This is a genomic window from Actinoalloteichus caeruleus DSM 43889 (assembly GCF_000429185.2).
Taxonomy (GTDB): Bacteria; Actinomycetota; Actinomycetes; order Mycobacteriales; family Pseudonocardiaceae; genus Actinoalloteichus_B; species Actinoalloteichus_B caeruleus.
Window position 1 is genome coordinate 3,175,370 of sequence record NZ_AUBJ02000001.1, and the last position, 20,803, is coordinate 3,196,172.

20 protein-coding genes are annotated in these 20,803 nt (G+C 73.7%); 8 read left to right on the top strand and 12 right to left on the bottom strand.

Annotated features, from left to right (window positions below):
• Positions 1 to 41: 41 nt before the first annotated feature.
• The 7 genes from G443_RS12075 to clpS all read right to left on the bottom strand — a co-directional run bounded on the left by G443_RS12075 (position 42) and on the right by clpS (position 4,488).
• Positions 42 to 314: a MoaD/ThiS family protein gene (locus G443_RS12075; protein ID WP_026417194.1), complete on the bottom strand. Its 273-nt coding sequence runs from the start codon at positions 312 to 314 to the stop codon at positions 42 to 44.
• A 71-nt stretch (positions 315 to 385) separates the two neighbouring features.
• Complete coding sequence (locus tag G443_RS12080; protein WP_026417195.1) at positions 386 to 841, bottom strand: M67 family metallopeptidase; 456 nt, start codon at positions 839 to 841, stop codon at positions 386 to 388.
• A gap of 9 nt (positions 842 to 850) precedes the next feature.
• Complete coding sequence (locus tag G443_RS12085) at positions 851 to 1,495, bottom strand: DUF2017 family protein (protein WP_030104066.1); 645 nt, start codon at positions 1,493 to 1,495, stop codon at positions 851 to 853.
• A 2-nt stretch (positions 1,496 to 1,497) separates the two neighbouring features.
• Positions 1,498 to 1,746 carry a hypothetical protein gene (locus G443_RS12090; RefSeq protein ID WP_030146987.1) on the bottom strand — a complete coding sequence of 83 codons (249 nt, stop codon included), beginning with the start codon at positions 1,744 to 1,746 and terminating at the stop codon, positions 1,498 to 1,500.
• A 607-nt stretch (positions 1,747 to 2,353) separates the two neighbouring features.
• A complete protein-coding gene (locus G443_RS12095; protein WP_026417198.1) occupies positions 2,354 to 3,436 on the bottom strand; it encodes a P1 family peptidase in 1,083 nt (360 codons plus the stop codon).
• Positions 3,433 to 3,996, bottom strand: coding sequence for a DUF2017 domain-containing protein (locus G443_RS12100; protein ID WP_026417199.1), 564 nt, complete (start codon positions 3,994 to 3,996; stop codon positions 3,433 to 3,435). Before G443_RS12100 ends, G443_RS12095 begins: the two co-directional genes overlap by 4 nt.
• Positions 3,997 to 4,188: 192 nt before the next feature.
• Positions 4,189 to 4,488, bottom strand: coding sequence for an ATP-dependent Clp protease adapter ClpS (gene clpS, locus G443_RS12105; protein ID WP_026417200.1), 300 nt, complete (start codon positions 4,486 to 4,488; stop codon positions 4,189 to 4,191).
• Between the two features lie 107 nt (positions 4,489 to 4,595).
• Here clpS and G443_RS12110 point away from each other — a divergent pair, with 107 nt between their 5' ends.
• From G443_RS12110 to G443_RS12125, 4 genes are all read left to right on the top strand, one after another.
• Positions 4,596 to 5,894, top strand: a complete 1,299-nt coding sequence (locus G443_RS12110; protein WP_026417201.1) for a nicotinate phosphoribosyltransferase — start codon at positions 4,596 to 4,598, stop codon at positions 5,892 to 5,894.
• Positions 5,895 to 5,975: 81 nt separating this feature from the next.
• Positions 5,976 to 6,545, top strand: coding sequence for an isochorismatase family protein (locus G443_RS12115; protein ID WP_026417202.1), 570 nt, complete (start codon positions 5,976 to 5,978; stop codon positions 6,543 to 6,545).
• 142 nt (positions 6,546 to 6,687) lie between these two features.
• A complete protein-coding gene (locus G443_RS12120; protein WP_026417203.1) occupies positions 6,688 to 7,284 on the top strand; it encodes a biotin transporter BioY in 597 nt (198 codons plus the stop codon).
• A 512-nt stretch (positions 7,285 to 7,796) separates the two neighbouring features.
• Positions 7,797 to 9,929 carry an ATP-dependent DNA helicase gene (locus G443_RS12125; RefSeq protein WP_026417204.1) on the top strand — a complete coding sequence of 711 codons (2,133 nt, stop codon included), beginning with the start codon at positions 7,797 to 7,799 and terminating at the stop codon, positions 9,927 to 9,929.
• 62 nt (positions 9,930 to 9,991) lie between these two features.
• Here G443_RS12125 and G443_RS12130 read toward each other — a convergent pair whose 3' ends face one another.
• From G443_RS12130 to ctaD, 5 genes are all read right to left on the bottom strand, one after another.
• On the bottom strand, positions 9,992 to 10,834 hold the full coding sequence (locus tag G443_RS12130) for an MsnO8 family LLM class oxidoreductase (RefSeq protein WP_308208852.1): 843 nt from the start codon (positions 10,832 to 10,834) through the stop codon (positions 9,992 to 9,994).
• A gap of 237 nt (positions 10,835 to 11,071) precedes the next feature.
• The gene (locus G443_RS12135) at positions 11,072 to 11,302 is read right to left on the bottom strand and encodes a hypothetical protein (protein WP_155886010.1); all 231 of its coding nucleotides are present in this window, start codon (positions 11,300 to 11,302) and stop codon (positions 11,072 to 11,074) included.
• Positions 11,303 to 11,418: 116 nt separating this feature from the next.
• Positions 11,419 to 12,192 carry a peptidyl-tRNA hydrolase gene (locus G443_RS12140; RefSeq protein WP_026417207.1) on the bottom strand — a complete coding sequence of 258 codons (774 nt, stop codon included), beginning with the start codon at positions 12,190 to 12,192 and terminating at the stop codon, positions 11,419 to 11,421.
• Positions 12,193 to 12,360: 168 nt separating this feature from the next.
• Positions 12,361 to 13,566, bottom strand: coding sequence for a phosphoserine phosphatase SerB (serB, locus tag G443_RS12145; protein WP_030104072.1), 1,206 nt, complete (start codon positions 13,564 to 13,566; stop codon positions 12,361 to 12,363).
• Positions 13,567 to 13,764: 198 nt separating this feature from the next.
• Positions 13,765 to 15,543 carry an aa3-type cytochrome oxidase subunit I gene (gene ctaD / locus G443_RS12150; RefSeq protein ID WP_026417209.1) on the bottom strand — a complete coding sequence of 593 codons (1,779 nt, stop codon included), beginning with the start codon at positions 15,541 to 15,543 and terminating at the stop codon, positions 13,765 to 13,767.
• A 362-nt stretch (positions 15,544 to 15,905) separates the two neighbouring features.
• Here ctaD and G443_RS12155 point away from each other — a divergent pair, with 362 nt between their 5' ends.
• The 4 genes from G443_RS12155 to G443_RS12170 all read left to right on the top strand — a co-directional run bounded on the left by G443_RS12155 (position 15,906) and on the right by G443_RS12170 (position 20,055).
• Complete coding sequence (locus tag G443_RS12155; protein WP_245588663.1) at positions 15,906 to 16,670, top strand: LamB/YcsF family protein; 765 nt, start codon at positions 15,906 to 15,908, stop codon at positions 16,668 to 16,670.
• Between the two features lie 351 nt (positions 16,671 to 17,021).
• On the top strand, positions 17,022 to 17,678 hold the full coding sequence (locus tag G443_RS12160) for a 5-oxoprolinase subunit B family protein (protein WP_081715194.1): 657 nt from the start codon (positions 17,022 to 17,024) through the stop codon (positions 17,676 to 17,678).
• Complete coding sequence (locus G443_RS12165; RefSeq protein WP_081715195.1) at positions 17,675 to 18,646, top strand: 5-oxoprolinase subunit C family protein; 972 nt, start codon at positions 17,675 to 17,677, stop codon at positions 18,644 to 18,646. Before G443_RS12160 ends, G443_RS12165 begins: the two co-directional genes overlap by 4 nt.
• 287 nt (positions 18,647 to 18,933) lie before the next feature.
• The gene (locus G443_RS12170) at positions 18,934 to 20,055 is read left to right on the top strand and encodes a polysaccharide deacetylase family protein (RefSeq protein WP_026417213.1); all 1,122 of its coding nucleotides are present in this window, start codon (positions 18,934 to 18,936) and stop codon (positions 20,053 to 20,055) included.
• Positions 20,056 to 20,803 lie beyond the last annotated feature (748 nt).

Sequence of the window (20,803 nt, forward strand, 5' to 3'; positions counted from 1 at the left end):
GCCCCGGGGAGGGCGGCGGCGGCCGGCGGGAGGTGACCCCGTCAGCCGCCGGCGACCGCGGGAAGGATGGTGACGTTGTCGCCGTCCTTGACCTCGGCGTTCAGCCCGCCCGAGAACCGCACGTCCTCGTCGTTGACGTAGACGTTGATGAAGCGGTGCAGCGCGTCCTCCTTCACCAGCCGGGCCTTCAGGCCGGCGTGCCGGGACTCCAGGTCGTCGATGACCTGTCCCAGCGTGCCGCCACTGGCCTCGACGGACTTCTCACCGCTGGTGTGCGTGCGCAGGATGGTGGGGATCGAGACCTTGACTGCCATGGTGGTACCTCCTGATCGGTGCCGTGTTCGGGGAGGGGACGCCGATCCGCACGACGTCCGGCCGGGTCGCCTCAGTCGGCGTCGGGCACGTCGTCCGCTCCCGTGTGGGAGAACATGTACGACTCGACGACGTCGACCTGTTCCTCGGTGACCACCCCGTCGACGATGCGGTAGGAACGCAGTTCGACGTCATGGGCGTCCCGAGTGGACACCAGCACGTAGTGCGCGTCCGGTTCGGACGCGAAGGACACGTCCGTCCGCGACGGGTAGGCCTCGGTGGCGGTGTGCGAGTGGTAGATGACGACGGGGACCTCGTCGGCCTCGTCCATCGCCCGCCAGACCCGCAGCTGTTCCATCGAGTCGAAGCGGTAGAAGGTGGGCGAGCGTTCGGCGTTGACCATCTCCACGAGGCGCTCGGGACGATCCGAGCCCTCCGGTCCGGCGATGACGCCGCACGCCTCGTCGGGGTGGTCCCGGCGGGCGTGGGCCACCATCGCGTCCACGAGGTCGCGTCGGATCACCAGCACAGGTCAATCCTACGGCCGCTGTCGAGGCGATCCCAGATCGTGGGCAGGGGGCCGGCGGTCGTCGACCGGACCTCGCGCGGCCGCTTCGGCGGCCAGTTTCCGCAGCTCGCCGGCCAGGCTGGGGAACACCGTGGTCACCAGGAGACCCCGCACGAAGGCCAACCAGGTGACCGCGACGGCGTCCGGGCGACCCCGGCGGGCGCGGGCCGCGACCCGGAGGTCATCCCGCCGGGCCAGGCGGAGTTGCGCGTGGCCGAGCACGGAGATCCAGTCGGGCACCTCGGCCGGGTCGATCCGCACCTCGGCGAAACCGCCGGCCGCCAACACCCTGCGGGCGGCGGCCAACACCTCGGCGCGCAGCCCGGCCCGCCGCTCGTCCCCGTACCGGGCCTCCACCACCGGGTCCGGGTGGACGGCGGGGAACAACCGGCGGTCCAGGTCCTGGTCGTCGCGGTGCTGCCACCATCGGCGCGCGGGAGCGGCCGGCCGGCTCGGCCCGGCGAGTTCGGCGGCCAGTTCCACCACGAGGTGCCGCAGGACCTCGGCGGTGTCCTCGGACATCGTGAGGACCACCCGGCCGTCGTGCAGGGCCGCCGCCGCGTGTCCGCCCGCCTCCCGCGAGGGAACCGGTGGGGTCATCGCGGGAGTGCTCACCCTCATGCCTCCTGGAGCAGAGTCGGGGACAGCCCGAGGAACTGGAGGCGGGAGGCGATCGCCTCGGCCTCCTCGACGTCCTCGGCACTGGCGATCTCGGCGGAACCGAGCCCTCGGACGGCGAGGGTGCGGCGCAGGGCCTCGTCCGCGCTGACGTGCAGGGTCAGCATCAGCGCCGAGGCAACGGTGGCGATGTCGTTCCTGGCATCGTCGCGAAGCAGCACGGACCACCTGGCCCCTGGTGCGTTCATGATCGGATCATCGGTCGGGTGCCACGGAGTGTTAGCGGCCTCGACGGTGAACTTCCGCCACACGTGGGAGGGAACGGCACCGACTCCTCCGGACGGCCCAGTGGTTCCGTGCCCGGCGTCAACGCGTGCCTCGCGCCCGTCGCCCCGGCGCCGGTACCCAGGCCCCGGCCGGTCGCGTCGGGCGCGGGGACCCCGCCCCGCCGAGGACGGGACCGCCTCGGGCGGGGGCGTCCTTGCCGACATCCAGGCCAAGGAGCACCCCGGAACCGCTGTTCGTCCACCTGCCGTTCACTCGCCGCGGGTGGTCACCGGGCAGGGCGTCGACGGCCGGCACCCCCGTGACGACGAGACCTCCCGAGCCGGTGGCCGTGTCCCCATCAGCGGTCTCGATGCCACCAGACCCGGTGACACCACCCCCGGATCATGCGCTCGACTGGGGGCGCCAGTCATGCCGGGCCTGGCGACGACGACTCCTTGACCAGGAGCTCCGACAACGGTGGCGGGGAGGCGGGGCACCGGGTGGGTGCTGGGGAGCCCGGCGAGCGGGGAGACCAGGCGGACCCCGAAGCCGGCGGGAGCGCCCCCGGACCCCGACCCCGCCCCGGCCTCAGCCGAGGGCCGAGGGGTAGAGCTCCCGGTAGCTGGGCACCACACCCCCCGGCGCGGCGGCGAGCACCGCGTGCACCACGGCCCGGGCCACGACGTCCGCCGCGGCCTGCGCGAGTTCGTCCACCAGGGCGGTGCGGGCCGGTCCGGTGGGCGGCAGCGGCCGGCGTCCGGTCGCCAGGGTGAAGAGGGTGTCCCCGTCGAACACCGAGTGCGCGGGGCGGACACTCCTGGCGATGCCGTCGTGGGCGACGGCCGCGACCCTGCCGCACTCGGCGCGGGTCAGGTCGGCGTCCGTGACGACCGCGCCGATCAGGGTGTTGAGGGAGCGGGCCGGTGCGCGCCGGGCCGCGGCGCGGCGGATCTCGTCCGCCGACGGGGGGACCAGGCCGAACTCGCCGGGGAAGCCGAGGGGCCAGCCGAACGGGAGGCCGGTGGCCGGGTCGACCACCTCACCCGCCGGGTTCGCCACCGTCAACGCTCCCACCGTCCACCCCGTGGGGAGCAGGACGCTGGCGGTACCGACGCCGCCCCGCAGCGAGCCGGCGGCCGCGCCGGCACCGGCGCCGACCGACCCGGTGGCCGGTGGTTCCCCGCTGGCGTCCTCGCAGGCGTGGTGGCCGAACCCGGCGTCGGGGACCCGGCCCCACGCGGTCTCCTCCAGGTCGAAGAGCACGGCGGCCGGCACGATGGGCACGACGTTGGGCACCGGCCCGTCGACGGCGCCGCCGGTGTTCCCCGGTTCGGGGCCCACCCGGAACCCGTGTCCCCGCGCGCCCAGCCAGCGCATCACCCCGTCGGCGGCGGCGAGCCCGTAGGCGCTCCCGCCGGCCAGGCAGATCGCGTTGACGCGTTCCACCAGGCGACCCGGGGCCAGCAGGTCGGTTTCGCGGGTGCCCGGGGCGCCGCCCCGCACGTCCACACCGGCGGTGACGCCCTCCGGGGTCAGCAGCACCGTGCAGCCGGTCGCCCAGCCGGCGTCGAGGCGGTGGTGGTGGCCGACCAGGACGCCGGGCACGTCGGTGACGGCGTTCCCGGGCCCCGGGGTCGGCGGCGTGACGTCGGCGGTCCCGGCCCCGGTCACGAGGTCAACGCCTCCACGAGCGTTTCCTGGACCACGGTGAGCCAGTGGTAGACACCCAGGTGCGGGGCCCGGGGGTCGTCCTGCGCGACCTCCTCGGGGCCGTCCTCCCTGATGTCCAGGGCGGTGCCCAGGGCGAGCCGCACGTCGTTCAGCGCGGCCAGCCAGGCGTCGGCCTGCTCGTCCGCCAGCTCGATGCGACCGCCGGACTCCGGGCAGGTGTCCAGCACCACCTGGGCCACCCCGGTCTTGTGCTCCAGCAACTCGGGTTCGTGCACCGACCGCAGGGCCGCCGCCGAGTCGCTGTCCCGCTCGCTGAGCTCGCCGTCCTCCTCCTCGGCCCGGTGGAAGTCCGGCAGCAGCCGGCGGAGCACCGGGTCGTCGGGGGCGGTCGAGTGCCCGGTCCGGATCCCGGTGAGCTCGGCCAGCTCGTCCCTGGGACCGTCGTCGGCCCGCCCGGACAGCATCTCGTGGACCTGCCCCACCAGGCCGCGCAGCACGGCGGCCTCCTGCCTGGAGAAGTCGGTGACCAGGACCGTTCCCCGTCGGCTCCACCCGTTCATCGCGCTGTTCCGGCGCACCGCCGACGACCGCCGGCCGCGCCGATCCCCCTTCTCTCCGTGCTCAGTGATCCTGGAAACGCGGTGGTCGCGTGCCGATCCGCGCCGGTCGCCGCGCGCCCGCCGCTGGCGGCCCTGGCGCGGGACGGTGCGCCTGGACGGGTCCGACCGGCACCGCCGGGACAGGCGGGTGGGTCAGGAGTCGCGTTGCATCGTGGCCCACAGGCCCGCGGCGTGCAGCTTCGCCACGTCGGCCTCCACCTTGTCCTTGCCCCCGGAGGACACCACCGCTCTGCCCTTCTGGTGGACGTCCAGCATGAGCTTCGTGGCGTGGTCCTTGCTGTACCCGAACAGCTTCTGGAACACGTAGGTCACGTACGACATGAGGTTCACGGGGTCGTTCCAGACCACGGTCATCCACGGCCGGTCCTCGGAGCCGACCTCGCGACCCAACGGATCGACCTGGGCGCGCTCCAGCTCGACTGGGCTGTTCATGCCTCCATGGTGACATGAGCCATTCGTCCGACCTGTCACGCACCTCACCTCGCGGTGCGGACGCGAGCAGGGCACGCGGTCAGGTCCCCGACGTAGGCTCCTGCCTTATGTCGACGGGACTGCCCTCCGCGAGCACCGCGCTGTTCACCGACCGCTACGAGCTGACGATGCTCTCCGCGTCGCTCGGCGACGGCACCGCCGCCCGGGACTGCGTGTTCGAGGTCTTCGCCAGGAACCTCCCGCTGGGCCGGCGCTACGGCGTGGTCGCCGGACTCGGGCGCCTGGTGGAGGCGCTGCGCGACTTCCGCTTCGGCGAGCGGGAACTGGCCTGGCTGTCCGACGGTGGCGTGGTCGACGAGGCGACGCTGTCGTGGCTGGCGGACTACCGCTTCAGCGGCGAGATCGACGCCTACCCGGAGGGGGAGCTGTACTTCCCGGGTTCGCCGATCATGACGGTGCGCGCCCCCTTCGGGGAGGGGGTGCTGTTGGAGACCCTGGTGCTGTCGGTGCTCAACCACGACAGCGCGGTGGCGTCCGCGGCGGCCCGGATGGTGAGCGCCGCCAACGGGCGCCGGCTGATCGAGATGGGCTCGCGGCGCACGCACGAGGAGTCGGCCCTGGCGGCGAGCCGCGCCGCCTACCTCGCCGGCTTCCACTCGACCTCCAACCTCGAGTGCGGCCGGCGGTACGGAATACCCACGACCGGCACCTCGGCGCACGCGTTCACCCTGCTGCACGACGACGAGGCGACGGCGTTCCGTTCCCAGCTCGCCGTGCTCGGCACCGGCACCACCCTGTTGGTCGACACCTACGACATCGCCCGGGGCATCGAGACCGCCGTGGCGGTCGCCGGACCGGAGCTCGGCGCGATCCGCATCGACTCGGGAGACGTCGGAGTACTGGCCAGGCAGGCCAGGGACCAGCTCGACCGGTTGGGCGCCACCGGCACCAAGATCGTGGTGTCCGGGGACCTCGACGAGTACTCCATCGCCGCGCTGCGCGCGGAGCCGGTGGACGCCTACGGGGTCGGGACCTCCGTGGTGACCGGATCCGGTGCGCCGGCGGCCGGCATGGTCTACAAGCTGGTGGAGGTGGAGGGCAGGCCGGTGGAGAAGAGGAGCGCGCACAAGACCTCGCGGGGCGGGGGGAAGGCGGCGCTGCGCCGGCACCGGCCGACCGGGACCGCCACCGAGGAGGTCGTGTTCCCCACCGCCGGGCCGGTACCGGAACTCGGCCCGCACGACCGGTTGCTCCAACGGCCGGTGTGGCGGGACGGCGGCCCCGTGGCGGACGCGCCCACGCTGGAGGACGGTCGGGAACGGCTGCGCAGGGCGTTGGTGAGCGTCCCGTGGGAGGGACTGACCCTCTCCCGGGGAGAGCCGGCCATCCCGACGGTCTTCGCCTGACCGCGAACGCGCCACCGGACCGGGTGGGACACGCGGCCGGGTGGGAACCCCACAGACGGGCGAGGAGAACGAGGTGAGGACATGACCAGCGCGCTGATCGTCGTCGACGTGCAGATCGACTTCTGCGAGGGGGGAGCGCTCGCCGTCGCCGGCGGGGCCTCGGTGGCCAGGGCGGTCTCGGACCTGATCCGGGGTGGCGAGTACGACCACGTGGTCGCCACCCGGGACTACCACGTGGACCCGGGCGGCCACTTCAGCGGGGACCCCGACTTCGTCGACACCTGGCCGGTGCACTGCGTGGCGGGGACGGCCGGCGCCGCGTTCCACCCCGAACTGGACGTGAGCCGGATCGAGGCGGTGTTCTCCAAGGGCGCCTACTCGGCCGCCTACTCGGGGTTCGAGGGCACGACCGAGCAGGGCACGCCGCTGGCGGACTGGCTGCGCGGCCACCAGGTCGACCGGGTCGACGTGGTGGGGCTGGCCACCGGCCACTGCGTCCGGGCGACCGCCCTGGACGCCGTCGCCTCGGGGTTCCCGACCCGGGTGTTGTTGGGCCTGACCGCCGGGGTCTCCCCGGAGTCCGTCGCCCAGGCCAGGGAGGACCTTTCCACCGCCGGGGCGGAACTGGTGGGGGATCCGCTGACCGTGTGACTCCGCGTGAGGACCCCCGCCCCGACCTACTCGCTGGTAGGGGCGGTGAGGGAGCTCGTGCGTCTGACCACAGCACTACCGGGGGTCGAGCCGTCCCGGTTAGGCTCGCGCCGACAGGCTTGTTCGTGCCAGGGAGGTTTCCGTGTCCGTTGCCGCTTCACCGACGACTACGCCTCGTTACCGAGTGCTCGCCGACGTCGTGCCGGGAGCACTGGCGAGGGACATCGTCCTCGTTCTCGCCGCCGCCGGTCTGGTCGGGCTGACCGCTCAGGTGGTGTTGCCGGTTCCGGGCAGCCCGGTCCCGATCACGGGCCAGACCTTCGGTGTCCTGCTGGTGGGATCCGCGCTGGGGTGGCGGCGCGCGGCGGCGGCGATGGGCGTGTACCTGGCGGTCGGCGCGATGGGCGTGCCGTGGTTCCAGGGCGGCACCGCCTACCTGACCGGTGCCACCGTCGGCTACCTGCTGGGCATGTTGCTCGCCGGCGCCCTGGTGGGGGCCCTCGCGAGCCGTGGCGGCGACCGCACCGTGCTCCGCACGGTGGGGACGATGGCCCTGGGAAACCTGGTGATCTACGCGGTCGGCGTGCCGGGGCTGATGATCGCCGGTGGTCTGAGCCTGGGTGCGGCGCTGACCGTCGGCGTGGTCCCGTTCCTGGTGGGTGACGCGCTGAAGACCGCGCTGGCCGCCGGCGTGCTGCCCGGCGCCTGGTCGTTGGTGAACCGGGGCCGCAAGTCCTGACCTGGCCGCACACGGGCTTCCGGGGGCCGCCGTCGCGACGTCGACGGCGGCCCCCGGCATGTTCGGCCCACCCGGGGCCGCCCAGCACCTGGCCGACCGAGGGGCTGGGGTCCACGACTGGCCGGGAGGTCCCCACCGCTCGGATGCGGGGGACACGGACCGGCTCGCCGTCCGAGCTCGTCAGGGCGGGGTGCGGCGCGCCCCGCTCGTACCCACCGGCTCCGCGCCCCCGACCGCCGGGCCGGAGGTGGGCCGACTGGGCGGGCCACCCGGCCCCTCGCCCACCGCGCGGCGGACCCCCGGCTCAGCCCGAGGGCACCTCGAAGCACGCCGCCCCGGCCCCCCGGAGTCGCCCCACCGCACACACACCGGAACACGAGCCCGAACGCGGGCATGACCGCGCCCCCGATCCGCCCGGTCGCGGCGCGGCCCGGCGGGACGCGCGGGGTGGACGGCGCGGTTCGGGGACACTCCGACCGGGCTGACGGCACCACCGGGTAGCGTCTCCCGCTGTGTCCGACGCGCCCGCCAGCATGACCTCGGCCGGGGAGGCCGGCACCGCCACCCTCGACGATCCGGAGCGGGAGCCAACCCCCCGGTCCTCCGACGACGGCGGGCTCCCACCCGTCGACCAGCTGCTCACGGCGGCCGTGGCCGCGCTGGGCGGTGCGCCCCGCCCCGGCCAGCAGCGGATGGCCCAGGCGGTCGCGCGGGCCGTCGACACCGGGGAACACCTGGCCGTGCAGGCGGGCACCGGGACGGGGAAGTCGCTCGCCTACCTGGTTCCCGCGCTCCGCCACGCGGTGGCGCACTCGACGACCGTGGTCGTGTCCACGGCCACCATCGCCCTGCAACGGCAGCTGGTGGACCGCGACCTGCCCCGGCTGGCGAAGGCGCTCGCCCCGCTGCTGGGCAGGGAACCGACCGTCGCGATCCTCAAGGGACGGCGGAACTACCTGTGCCTGAACCGGGTCCACGGCGACGCCCCGGACGAGCCGGAAGGCACGGCGCTCTTCGACGCCTTCGAACTGTCGGCGCTGAGCAGGCAGGTCCGCCGACTCCACGAGTGGTCGTCGGACACGGAGACCGGGGACCGCGACGAACTGGTCCCCGGCGTTCCCGAGCAGGCGTGGCGCCAGGTGTCGGTGACCGCCAAGGAGTGCCTGGGCATGTCGAAGTGCCCGGTGGGGTCGGACTGCTTCGCCGAACGCGCCCGCGCCGAGGCCTCCCGCGCCGACATCGTCGTGACCAACCACGCCCTCCTGGCGATCGACGCGATGGGAGACGCCCCCGTCCTCCCCGAACACGAGGTCGTGATCGTCGACGAGGCGCACGACCTGGTGGACCGGGTGACCTCCGTGGCCACCGTGCAACTGACGGCCGCCGAGATCGCCACCGCCGTCCGGCGGTGCGGCCGGCTGATCCCCGAGGACATCGCGGATCGGCTCGCCGAAGCCGGTGACGGCCTGGCGCTCACCTTCGAGGACCTCTCCCCCGGCGAGCTGTTGGCGTTGCCGCCCGCGTTGGGCGGGGCCGTCGCGGCGGTCCGCGACGCCGCGCACGCCTGCCTGTCCGCGTTCGGTCCGAACCGCCGGGAGGACGCCGAGGCCAGCGCGGCCAGGAAGATGGCGGTGTCCGGTCTCGACGAGCTCCACGACACGGCCGTCCGGCTGCTCGACGCCTTCGAACCCGAACTCACCGAACGACGGGACGTGGTCTGGCTGACGCGTCCGTGGGGCGACGGCCCGGCCACCCCACCCGCGCTGCGGGTCGCTCCGATCGGGGTCGGCGGTCTGCTGCGGGAGAAGCTGTTCGGCCCCCGCACGGTGGTCCTGACCTCCGCGACCCTGACGCTGGGCGGGTCCTTCGACACCCTGGGCCGGCAGTGGGGGCTCCCCGCCGGGCCGCGCCCGTCCGCCTCGGTGGACGGCGTGGCCACCGAGGAGGAACCACCCCGGTCCGACGGGCCGGCGTGGAGCGGCCTCGACGTCGGGTCGCCCTTCGACCACCCCCGCAGCGGCATCCTCTACGTCGCCAGGCACCTCCCCAAGCCAGGCCGGGACGGGCTGCCCCCGGAGTACCTGGACGAGCTGGCCGAACTCGTCACCGCCGCCGGCGGCCGCACCCTGGGCCTGTTCTCCTCCACCCGGGCGGCGAAGCAGGCCGCCGAGGTGTTGCGGGAACGGGTCGACGTCCCACTGCTGTGCCAGGGCGACGACAGCACACCCCTGCTCGTCCGCGAGTTCAGCGAGGACCCCGCCGCCTGCCTGTTCGGCACGCTCTCGCTGTGGCAGGGGGTGGACGTGCCGGGGCCGTCCCTGCAACTCGTGGTCATGGACCGCATCCCGTTCCCCCGTCCGGACGACCCGTTGGCCACGGCACGGCAGCGCGCGGTGGCGGCCAGGGGCGGGAACGGGTTCCTCTCCGTCGCGGGTACCCACGCCGCGCTGCTGCTCGCCCAGGGAGCCGGCCGGTTGCTGCGGTCCGTGCACGACCGGGGCGTGGTCGCGGTCCTGGACCCCCGGCTGATGACGGCCGGCTACGGGGGATTCCTGCGGGCGTCCCTGCCACCGTTCTGGCCCACCACCGACCCCGGGGTGGTGCGGGGCGCCCTGGAGCGGCTGCGCCGGGCCGCCGAGGACTGACACCGCGGCGACGTCACCGGACCGCCTCCGGCGGCCGGGTACGGCGCCCGGCCCGGGCCGCGTCAACCGGGGAGGGTTTCCGGGCGGTGGGCTCCGAAGATCTCCGCGAGCAGCTGGTCCGAGCGCCGCAGGGCGTCCCGGTCGTAGGTGCTGGTCGAGGCGAGCAGCTCGTCCGCCCCCGTCACCGCCAGCAGCCGGCCGAGGTGCTCGGCCACCTCGGTCCGGTCGCCGTGGATCGCCCCGGAGCGGGTCTCCTCCAGGTAGCGGCGTTCACGGTCGGTCAGGTCGCGGGCCTGGACGTCGGACACCGGTTCCAGCGGTGGGAACTCGCCACGCGTCCGGGCGGCCGCCATCGCCCACGCCTCCGGCAGCAGCAGGTCGGCGGCCTCCGCCGCCGAGTCGGCGACCATGACGTCCAGGGACACCACGACGTGGGGCCGGGGCTGGCTCGGGGACGGCCGGAACGCTTCCCGGTAGCCGTCCAGGACCGCTCGGGTCCGGCCCGGGTCGCGGTCGATGTCCAGCAGTGGCCCGGCGACCACCACGGGCAGGCCCGCCTCGGCCGCCAGCCCCACCCCGCCGCCGCCGGTGAGCACGAAGAGCGGCACGGTTTCCTCGGGCGCCGGCCGCAGCGTCACCGCGCCCGTCCCGGACAGGTAACCGGCGAGTTCCGCCACGTCGTCGGCGAAGGTGTCGGGGGCGTCCCTGTCCCGCCGCAGGGCCCGCCGGACGGGAGGCGTGAAACCCAGCGAGCGCCCGAGCCCGAGGTCCACCCGGCCCGGGTACAACGCGGAGAGCGTGGAGAACTGCTCGGCCACCACCAGCGGTGGGTGGTTGGGCAGCATCACCCCACCCGCGCCGACCCGGATACGCGAGGTCCTGGCCGCCACCGCACCGACCAGCACGGCCGGGCTCGCCCCGCCACCCCGGGCACGGCGTGGTGTTCGGCCACCCAGAAGCGGTGGTACCCGAACCGCTCCGCCCAGTTCGCGCGCTCCACGGTGTTCCACACCGCCCGCGAGTCGGGCGAGCCCGCGCGCGTGCGGGAGCGGTCCAGCAGGGACAGCCTCACCGTGTCGAACCCCATACCGGGTACAACCCGGGGCGCCGGTGATTCCTGCCGGGTGCTCGTGTCGCCTGGGTCACGTCGAGAGCGGGGAGCGCTCGGCTCGTGGCATCCGGGCTACCCGGCCACGGATGGCGTCGATCCTGGCTGCCATGCTCTCGGCGCTCTCCGGGTCGATCGAGACCCTCCCGGCGGCGGCCTCGGCCCTGAAACGGGCGATGCCGCCCACCATCCTGCCGGTCGCGGCGTCACCGGCGCCGGCTCCACCCGTCTCGACGTGCACGGCGAACCGCCCCCTCCTCAGCACGGTTCGGACCCGATCAACCCAGCATGCCGGCAGGCTCTCCGCCCCGGATTCCCACCGGCGAGGACCTGCCGGCTCCGGGGCTGGCCGAGCCGGCACCTCGGCCGGACGGCACCGGGTCACCGCCACTCGGCGATGACGGTGACCGTGCCCGGCGCGATCTCGGTGAACCCGGCGTCCCGGACCGCCACGACCCCCCGGTCGCGCCAGGCCGACGCCGGGTCCGCGCCCGGTGACACCCGTCGCCAGGTCGCGTGGTCGGCCTGGCGCACCGCGCAGCGGAAGTCCCGGTCCGCCCATTCCCGCAGCCGGGTCGCCCCGCCCGTGTCCTGCTCGGTCAGTGCCGCCAGCAGCATGGAGGCGTGGCCCACCTGGGCCGCCGCCTTGCCGGCCGTCATCGTCGTCTCCGGCGTCAGCCAGAGCACCGGGACTCCGGGTTCCGGCGGGCCGGGTTCGTCGACCGGCACCTCGCTCCCGGAGATCTGGAGGCGGGTCAGTTCCCGTGGCATGTCCGCGACCCGGCTCGGCAGCAGCGCCCTCGCCGACCCGGTGGGCAGTTCCACCGTGTGCCCCGGGAGCTGCTGGACCGCCTGCCAGTGCGCCCCCCTCGCCCGGCGGGACACCTTCCTGATGCGCCCCGACACCCAGGTGGCGACCGCCTCGTGCCACTCCCCGCCCGGCGCGGCGCGATCGTCCAGGGTGACGGCGAGGGCAGCCGAGGCGGCCGCCTCCAGCAGCGCGGTGCGCGTCGGGGGGTCGCCGCGTTCGATGCGCAGCACCACCGGCATCAGGACGACCCGATCGGGGTCCTCCTCCGTGGTGTCTCCGGTCGACTCGGCCGGCAGGCCGAGCCAGTGCGCGTACCTGGCGGCCAGGGGTGCGAGGACGGACATGCCCCAATCCTGCCAACTCACGCCACGTCACCGGTCAGGCGCGTCCGCTCCTCGGCCTAGGGACGCCCGTACCCGGTGCGGCTTGGCGCGGCTGGCAGTAGCGACCCGGCGGGCGGGCCGGCTGGCACCGCCCCCCGGTCGCACGTCCTCGCGGCGGGCCCGGCCGGCTCAGGGCTGGAGCGGGACTCGGCTGAGGACGCCGTCCTCGCTGTCGGCCGCCTCGATCTCCGACCGGGTCACGCCGAGCACGAACAGCACCGCGTCCAGGAACGGCGCGGACAGCGAGGTGTCCGCCACCTCCCGCAGGGCCGGTTTGGCGTTGAAGGCGACCCCGAGGCCGGCCGTCGTGAGCATGTCGATGTCGTTCGCGCCGTCACCGACCGCCACGCACTGCGACAGGGGGACGTCGAACTCGGCGGCGAACCGGCGCAACGCCGCCGCCTTCTCCGCGCGGTCGACGACGGGACCCACCACCCGCCCGGTGAGACGTCCGTCGACCACCTCCAACTGGTTGGCCATGCTGAAGTCCAGGGAGAGGTCGTCGACCAGGTGTGCCACCACCTGGGCGAAGCCACCGGACACCACCCCGCAGCGGTAGCCGAGCCGTTTCAGGGTCCGGACGGTCGTGCGGGCACCGGGTGTCAGTTCGAGGGCGCCGGCGACCTCGTCGAGCACGGACACGGGCAAACCCGCCAACACGGCCACCCTGCGGTGCAGCGACTCGGCGAAGTCCAGTTCGCCCCGCATCGCCGCCTCGGTGACGGCCCGCACCTCCGCCTCCCGACCGGCGTGCGCGGCGAGCATCTCGATGACCTCGCCCTGGATGAGCGTCGAGTCCACGTCGAAGACGACGAGCCGCTTGGCGCGCCGGGCGAGCCCGGTCCGTTCCACGGCGATGTCCACCCCGACCCGCGCGGACACCTCCGTCATCGCCGACAGCAGCCGGGCGTCGGTGTCCTCGCCGGTGTCCTCCGCGCTGACCATCAACTCCAGGCCGGTGACCGGGTAGTCGGCGACGCGGCGGATGGCGTCGATGTTCACGTCCAGCACGGCGAGCGTCCTGGCGACGGAGGTGAAGGCGCGGGCGGACAGCGGGCTGCCCAGCACCACGACGACATGGGTGGAGTCCGGCCCGGTGGCCGTGCTGGCCCGCTCCCCGATGACCACGTCGATGCGCATGCCCACCGACGCCATCGCCTGCTCGACGGCCTCCTGGAGACCCTCGGGGTCGTGCGGCGTGGACACCGACACCCCGAGGACGAGTTGCCCCCTGATGACGACCTGGTCCACGTCGAGCAGGTCCACCCCGTGCCGGGTGAGCGCGGCGAACAGCACGGAGCTGACTCCGGGCCGGTCGGGTCCCGTCACGGTCATCAGCACGGTGGTGTCGGCTGCGCTCACTGCTCCGGTGCTCCTCGTTCGCTCGTCCACCCGCCGGCCGTGCGGGACGGCGGGGACCTCCGGTCCGGCCGGGTCCGGATCGACCGTACTCACCGTCCCGGTCCACGAGAAGAGCCCCGCGCCTCCCTGTGGCGGGAGTCGCGGGGCTCGTCTCGGATGGTGGATCGTGGGTCACTTCTCGCGGGGGTCCTCCGACCGCTCCTCCGGCGGGACCACCTTGTTGGCGGTCCGCTCGGACGGCGCCGCCGGGCCGTCCTCGTGGCGCCCGTGCCTGCCGCCGGTGTGCGCCTCCAACCGCATCCGCTCCAACATGTGCGGGTAGTGCAGCTCGAAGGCGGGCCGCTCGGAGCGGATCCTGGGCAGCTCGGTGAAGTTGTGCCGGGGCGGCGGGCAGCTGGTGGCCCACTCCAGGGAGTTCCCGTAGCCCCACGGGTCGTCCACGGTCACCCGCTCGCCGTACCGGTAGCTCTTGAAGACGTTCCAGATGAACGGCAGCGTCGAGGCACCGAGGATGAACGCCGCGATCGTCGAGATCACGTTGAGCGTGGTGAACCCGTCGGTCGGCAGGTAGTCGGCGTAGCGGCGGGGCATGCCCTCGTTGCCCAGCCAGTGCTGCACCAGGAAGGTGCCGTGGAAGCCGATGAACGTCGTCCAGAAGTGGAACTTCGCCAACCGCTCGTCCATCATCCGGCCCGTCATCTTCGGGAACCAGAAGTAGATGCCGGCGAACACGGCGAAGACGATGGTGCCGTAGAGCACGTAGTGGAAGTGCGCCACCACGAAGTAGCTGTCCGACACGTGGAAGTCGATCGGCGGGGAGGCCAGCAGCACGCCGGACAGACCACCGAAGAGGAAGGTCACCAGGAAGCCGACGCTGAACAGCATCGGGGACTCGAAGGTGAGTTGGCCCTTCCACATGGTGCCGATCCAGTTGAAGAACTTCACACCTGTCGGTACCGCGATGAGGAACGTCGTGAAGGCGAAGAAGGGCAGCAGCACCGCGCCGGTCGCGTACATGTGGTGCGCCCACACCGTCACCGACAGCGCCGCGATGCCCAGGGTCGCGAAGACCAGGCCCTTGTAACCGAACAGCGGCTTGCGGCTGAAGACCGGGAAGATCTCACTGACGATGCCGAAGAACGGCAGGGCGACGATGTAGACCTCGGGGTGGCCGAAGAACCAGAACAGGTGCTGCCACAGGATCACGCCGCCGTTGGCGGGGTCGAAGACGTGCGCGCCGAGGTGCCGGTCCGCCATCAGGCCGAACAGCGCGGCCGTCAGGATCGGGAACGCCATCAGCACCAGCAGGCTGGTGACCAGGATGTTCCACGTGAAGATCGGCATTCGGAACATCGTCATGCCCGGCGCCCGCAGGCACACGATCGTCGTGATCATGTTGACCGCGCCGAGGATGGTGCCCAGACCGCTGACCAGCAGACCCGCGATCCACAGGTCGGCGCCGAGGCCCGGGGAGTGGATGGCGTTGGACAGCGGGGTGTAGGCGAACCAGCCGAAGTCGGCCGCGCCACCCGGCGTCAGGAAGCCCGCGACGACGGTGAGACCGCCGAACAGGTAGAGCCAGTAGGACAGCGAGTTCAACCGGGGGAACGCGACGTCCGGCGAGCCGATCTGGATCGGCATCAGGTAGTTGGCGAAGCCGAACAGCACGGGTGTCGCGAACAGCAGCAGCATGACGGTGCCGTGCATCGTGAACAGCTGGTTGTACTGCTCCTGGGACAGGTACTGCATCCCGGGCAGCGCCAGCTCGGCGCGCATCAGCATCGCCATCGCACCGCCGATCAGGAAGAACCCGAACGCGGTGACCAGGTACATGATGCCCAGCTGCTTGTGATCCGTGGTGCGCATCATCCGGAGCAGGACGGAACCTTTCGGCTCCCTCCGCGCCTTGTACGGGCGCGTGGCTATCGGCTGTGGAGCGACGGCCGTCACGGTGCCTCCTGCACTGGCATGTAGACCCTTCTCACCTGCGCGGGCGACCCACTGACGGGCGCTCACGACACCACGGATCGTAAACCGGAGCCTCGTTCACCTCTCACTTGGGCTGTAGGCGTACTAGACATCGCCAGCCGGTCGGGTACCAGAACCGCAGGTGGCGGGAGGACGTCACCGTTCCGACGGGTGAGGGACGCACCGGATGGCTCGCGGGGCGCGGTCCGTGCCCCGGAGTAGCCGTCGGCGGCGGCACCCACCACGCCGGCGCGGGCGGCGCCCGCGGTCTGGTCGTCGCCCCACGGGGTCGGGTCCGCCGCCCCTAAGGTGGGCGCAGTCAGGGCACGGGAGGTGGAGCGGCCGTGGAGCGACCCAGGGTGGACCTCAACAGCGACCTCGGTGAGGGCTTCGGTGTGTGGCGCCTCGGCGACGACACCGCGCTGCTGGACGTCGTGAGCAGCGCGAACGTCGCATGCGGCTTCCACGCCGGGGACCCCTCCACCATGCGCCGGGTGTGCGCGGCGGCCGCCGACCGGGGCGTGACGATCGGCGCGCAGGTCTCCTACCGGGATCTGGCGGGCTTCGGGCGCCGCTTCGTCGACGTCGAACCCCGGGAACTCGCCGACGAGGTCGTCTACCAGCTCGCGGCCCTCGACGGGTTCGCTCGGATCGCCGGAAGCCGCGTCCGCTACGTCAAACCGCACGGCGCGCTCTACAACGCGGTGGTGACCCACACCGGGCAGGCGGAGGCGCTGGTCGCGGCCGTGCGGGACTACGACCCGGACCTGGCCGCCCTGGGGCTGCCCGGCTCGGAGTGGTTGCGCCTCGCCGAGGAGGCGGGGCTGCGCACGGTGCGGGAGGCCTTCGCCGACCGCGCCTACCGCCCGGACGGCTCGCTGGTCCCGCGTCGCGAACCCGGTGCGGTGGTGCGGGACGGGGACGAGGTCGTCCACCGCGGCCTGCGGATGGTCACCGAGGGCGTGGTCCGGGCCGTGGACGGCACCGACGTGGCGGTACGTCCCGCCTCGCTGTGCGTGCACGGGGACACTCCCGGCGCGGTGGCGTTGGCGGTGCGCGTCCGGGACGCCCTGCGGGACGCCGGGGTCGAGGTCCGCGCGTTCGGCTGACCGGCGGCACGCTGGCCCGCCGCCCGGCCCTGGGCCGACGTGCGGCCGGTGTGCCCGACCGACGGTCCCACCCGCGCGGAACCCGTCCGCGGGACCACCCGGTGGCGGGGCGCCGCCCCACCCACGCCTGCCCGCACGACGCGCTGAGCGCGCCCCGTCACCCGGCACAGCCAGGACCCGCTTCCGTTGTGCGGCCGCACGACCTTCGGCCCCGGGCCGCGCCCTCCCACTGGCGGGGGACTCGTCGGAGGCGACGGCGAGCGCGACATGGGGGACGATGGGAACGGACACCCAGCGACGACGCCGAGCCGGGAACGTGGTCCCGGTCCTCGCGGACGAACGGGAGGGGCCATGCCACCATCCCCCACGTCGACGGCACGAGATCTGGTGCGCGCCACCCGGGCGGTGGGTGACAGGGCGTTCCTCGTGGAGGTCGACTCGCTCGACGAGGTGGAACGGCTACGGCGGGCACTCGCCGACCGCCCGCTCACCGGGGTGACCGAGTACGTCCCGGCGGCGCGCACCCTGCTGCTCCGCTACGCCGACGCGGGCACCGACCGGGCGGCCCTGCTGTCCGAACTCGACGAGATCGAGGTTCCCGCGCCCTCCCCGGCCAGCGAGGGCGAGGGACTGCGGGTGCCCGTCCGGTACGACGGCGCCGACCTCGACGAGGTGGCGGAACTGACCGGTCTCACCAGCGCGGAGGTCGTCGCCAGGCACACCGCCGCCCGCTACCGCGTCGCGTTCTGCGGCTTCGCCCCCGGTTTCGGCTACCTGATCGGCGGCGACCCGGTGCTGCGCGTGCCCCGGCTGCCCTCACCCCGCGTCCGGGTTCCCGCCGGAGCGGTGGCGGTGGCCGACGAGTTCTCCGCCGTCTACCCGAGGGAGTCCCCCGGTGGTTGGCGGCTGCTCGGCCACACCCAGCTGCCCCTGTGGGACGCGCGGCGCGACCCGCCGGCCCTGCTGACGCCGGGCACGGTGGTCCGCTTCGAGGAGGTGGCGTCGTGACCGCACCGGAGTTCGGTCGTGGGAGTCCCACCACCGAGGACACCGGGGAGGGGGCGGTGCCGGTCCCACGCGTCCCCGCGTCCCGGCGAGGGGAGACCGAGGCCGCCGGGTTCGACGTCCTGGTGGCCGGCCCGTTGACGACCGTGCAGGACCAGGGCCGCCCCGGCTACGCGGCGATGGGCGTTCCCCGGTCCGGTGCCGCCGACCCGCCGAGCCTGGAGCTGGCGAACCGGCTGGTCGGCAACCCCGGGTCGGCGGCCGCGCTCGAACTGACCTTCGGCGGCCTGGCGGTGCGGTTCCGCCAGGCGGGGCTGGTCGCGCTGACCGGCGCGTCCTGCCCGATGTGGCTGGACGGCAGGCCCGTCGGCATCCACTGCGCGGTTCCGGTGCTCGCCGGGCAGGTGCTCAGGGTGGGCGCCCCGGTGGCGGGCCTGCGCGCTTACCTGGCCGTGCGGGGAGGGGTGGCCGTCGAACCGGTGCTCGGCTCCCGGTCCACCGACCTGCTCTCCGGGCTGGGGCCACCGCCCCTCTCGACGGGCCAGGTCCTGCCGGTGGGCAGTGCGGGCGGCTCCTGGCCGGCCGACGTCGTCGCCCCGGTGCGGTGGCTGCCGTCGCCGGCGGACCTCGTCGTCCTCCGGGTGAGGCTCGGCCCCCGAGACGACTGGTTCCCGCCCGAGGCGCTCACGCGCCTGGCGCACGAGGAGTTCCGGGTCACCGGGGAGTCCGACCGGGTCGGCATGCGCCTGTCCGGCCCAGAACTACGGCGCTCCGACGGTCGCGAACTGCCGTCCGAGGGCATGGTGGCGGGAGCGGTCCAGGTTCCTCCCGACGGCCACCCCGTGCTGTTCCTGGCCGACCACCCGGTGACCGGCGGCTATCCGGTGGTCGCGGTCGTCGTGTCCGAGGACGTGCCGCTGGCCGCGCAGTGCGTTCCCGGTCAACGGGTGCGGTTCCGACCGGTCCGCTGACCGGGCCGGCCCCGCCCCGCCTCCCTCCCCACCGCCCCGGCCCACGACCGGGCGCGGTCGTCCTCGCCGTCCCGCCCAGTCGTCGAACCCGCCGGGTCTCCCGGAGCAGCGCCCGTTCCACGCCCCATAGCCCTGGCCGTCCCGCGCCGCCACCGGACACCGGTGGTTGTCACCGATCAGGTGGCTGGCCGCCCGGATCGGTCCTCCCGATCACTCCGTGATCGACGAGGGGCCGTGCCCACCGCTTCGGGGGCGGCGAACACCGGGACCGAGGAGACGAACGACACATGACGCTGCGGCGGTGGTTGCTGGTCGGGTCCACCCTGTTCTTCGTGTTCGGGGTGGTCGCCGGCATCACGTGGACCGACCCGGACGAGCGTTCCCGGGGAACGAACACCCCGCCGGCCGGCCGGCGCATTCCGACGGCGGCCGATCCGAGCGGCGACCCGGGGGCGCTCCCCGACGAGCGACCGGAGACGCTCTCCTCGGGGAGCGCCGGGTGGCCGCGGCCGCTGGCCCCCGCCGAGCGGGCGCCCCAGCTCGTCCTGCTCGCGGCCGAGGGCACCCCCTCGCCGGCGGAGTGGCGGCGGATGACCGAGGTGGCGACCACCACGGGTGCCGGTCTCACCGTGTTCCTCCCCGCCTCGGCGATCGACGACGCGCACGCGGAGCGGCGCGCGGGTAGGGCGCCGAGCAGCGACTCCCCGGTGTTCCGCGCGCTGGGTGAGGGACACGAGGTGGGGCTGCTGGTGCGGGGCGCGGACTGCGCGAGCCCCCGGCACCCCGCCAACCCGGAGGCGACGATCCGGCGCGCCGTCTCCCAACTCGCCGAACTCGGCGGGCAGGACTCGCCGTTGCCCGCGCGCACCGGTGTCCTCCTGCGGTGCGCGGAGGCGACCTCGCCCACCCCGGGACTACCGGCCCGGGTCGACTACACCATCTGGGGCCGCACGTCGCTCCCCCAGTGGCCGGAACGGGAGGACGGACGTTGGGTGCTGCGGGCCCTCGACCTCGGCCACGACGGAGACGCCGACGGCGCGACCGGGGCCCGTCCGAACAGCGCGACCGCCCCCGTGGCCACCGTGCCGGCCCGAACCCGCATCAGGGACCTGCACGACTCGACCCGGGGCTCCAACCGGGCGCCCCTCGTCCTGACGACGCGGTCCACGCGGTGGTCGGACGAGCTGTTCGTCTCCGCTCTGCGGGAGGAACTGCTCGGTGTCTGCCCGGCCGAGGAGACGGTGTGCGCCACCCACGCCCAGGCCGTGGAATGGCTGGACCTCCAGAACCGGGACACCCTGCTGGCCTACCAGCGGATGGTCGTCCCGCACGCCGACCAGGCACCGGGGACGCCTGCCGGGGACGAGGCGGAGGACCGAGGGCGTCCCGGCGGAGCGGGAACCTGGTGAGGCGGGTGCGGCCACGAGTGTCATCGGCCGCACCCGCCGTGGACGCCGACGGTCGCGGATCGGCTCCCAGTGTCACGCGACCCGGCGCCGGCCCCGTCAGGCCGCGTAACGCGGTGCGGGGAGCTCGCCCACCAGCGTGCCCGGCTGGTCCTCGCCGATCACTCCGATGACCTGCGTCGGCCAGTCCGAACCCCGGTGGGACCGAACCGCCGGCCGCACCCGAACCTCACTCGCCCGACAGGAATCACAGCACGCGCATTCGTAACGACGAAGGGTGGCGCTCGCGAAACGCGCCACGGAAACCACCGCGAACTCGTGGCTCCCGACCACGCAGGAACAACCGTTCCCCAGGACAGCGCGATCACGCGCCGAGCGGACTTCATCGCCCAAGGTAACGTCCATGCCCTCTCCTACCGGTCCCGGAGGACCGAAATCGTGACGTCGCCGCCCGGACGTGCCGCGAGAACGGCACACGGAGCGGTCTCACCGCCCCGCCGCGCGGAGACCTGGAATGGAAACTTCCCCTCAACGCCCTGACCAGAGCACCTGGCGAGCGATTCGACGGTTCACCGGAGCCGCGCCGGGCCACCACACCACCGAACAAAGAGGACTCCGCCGCAGAATATCCCACCAACCAAGAAGCACACAAGACATCGGGAATCACTTGCGTTCACATCTACTTCACGTCGACGAACCAAGCACGTGACCTGCGCAATTCGAAGGAAACCGCGCGGACAAGCCCGACCAC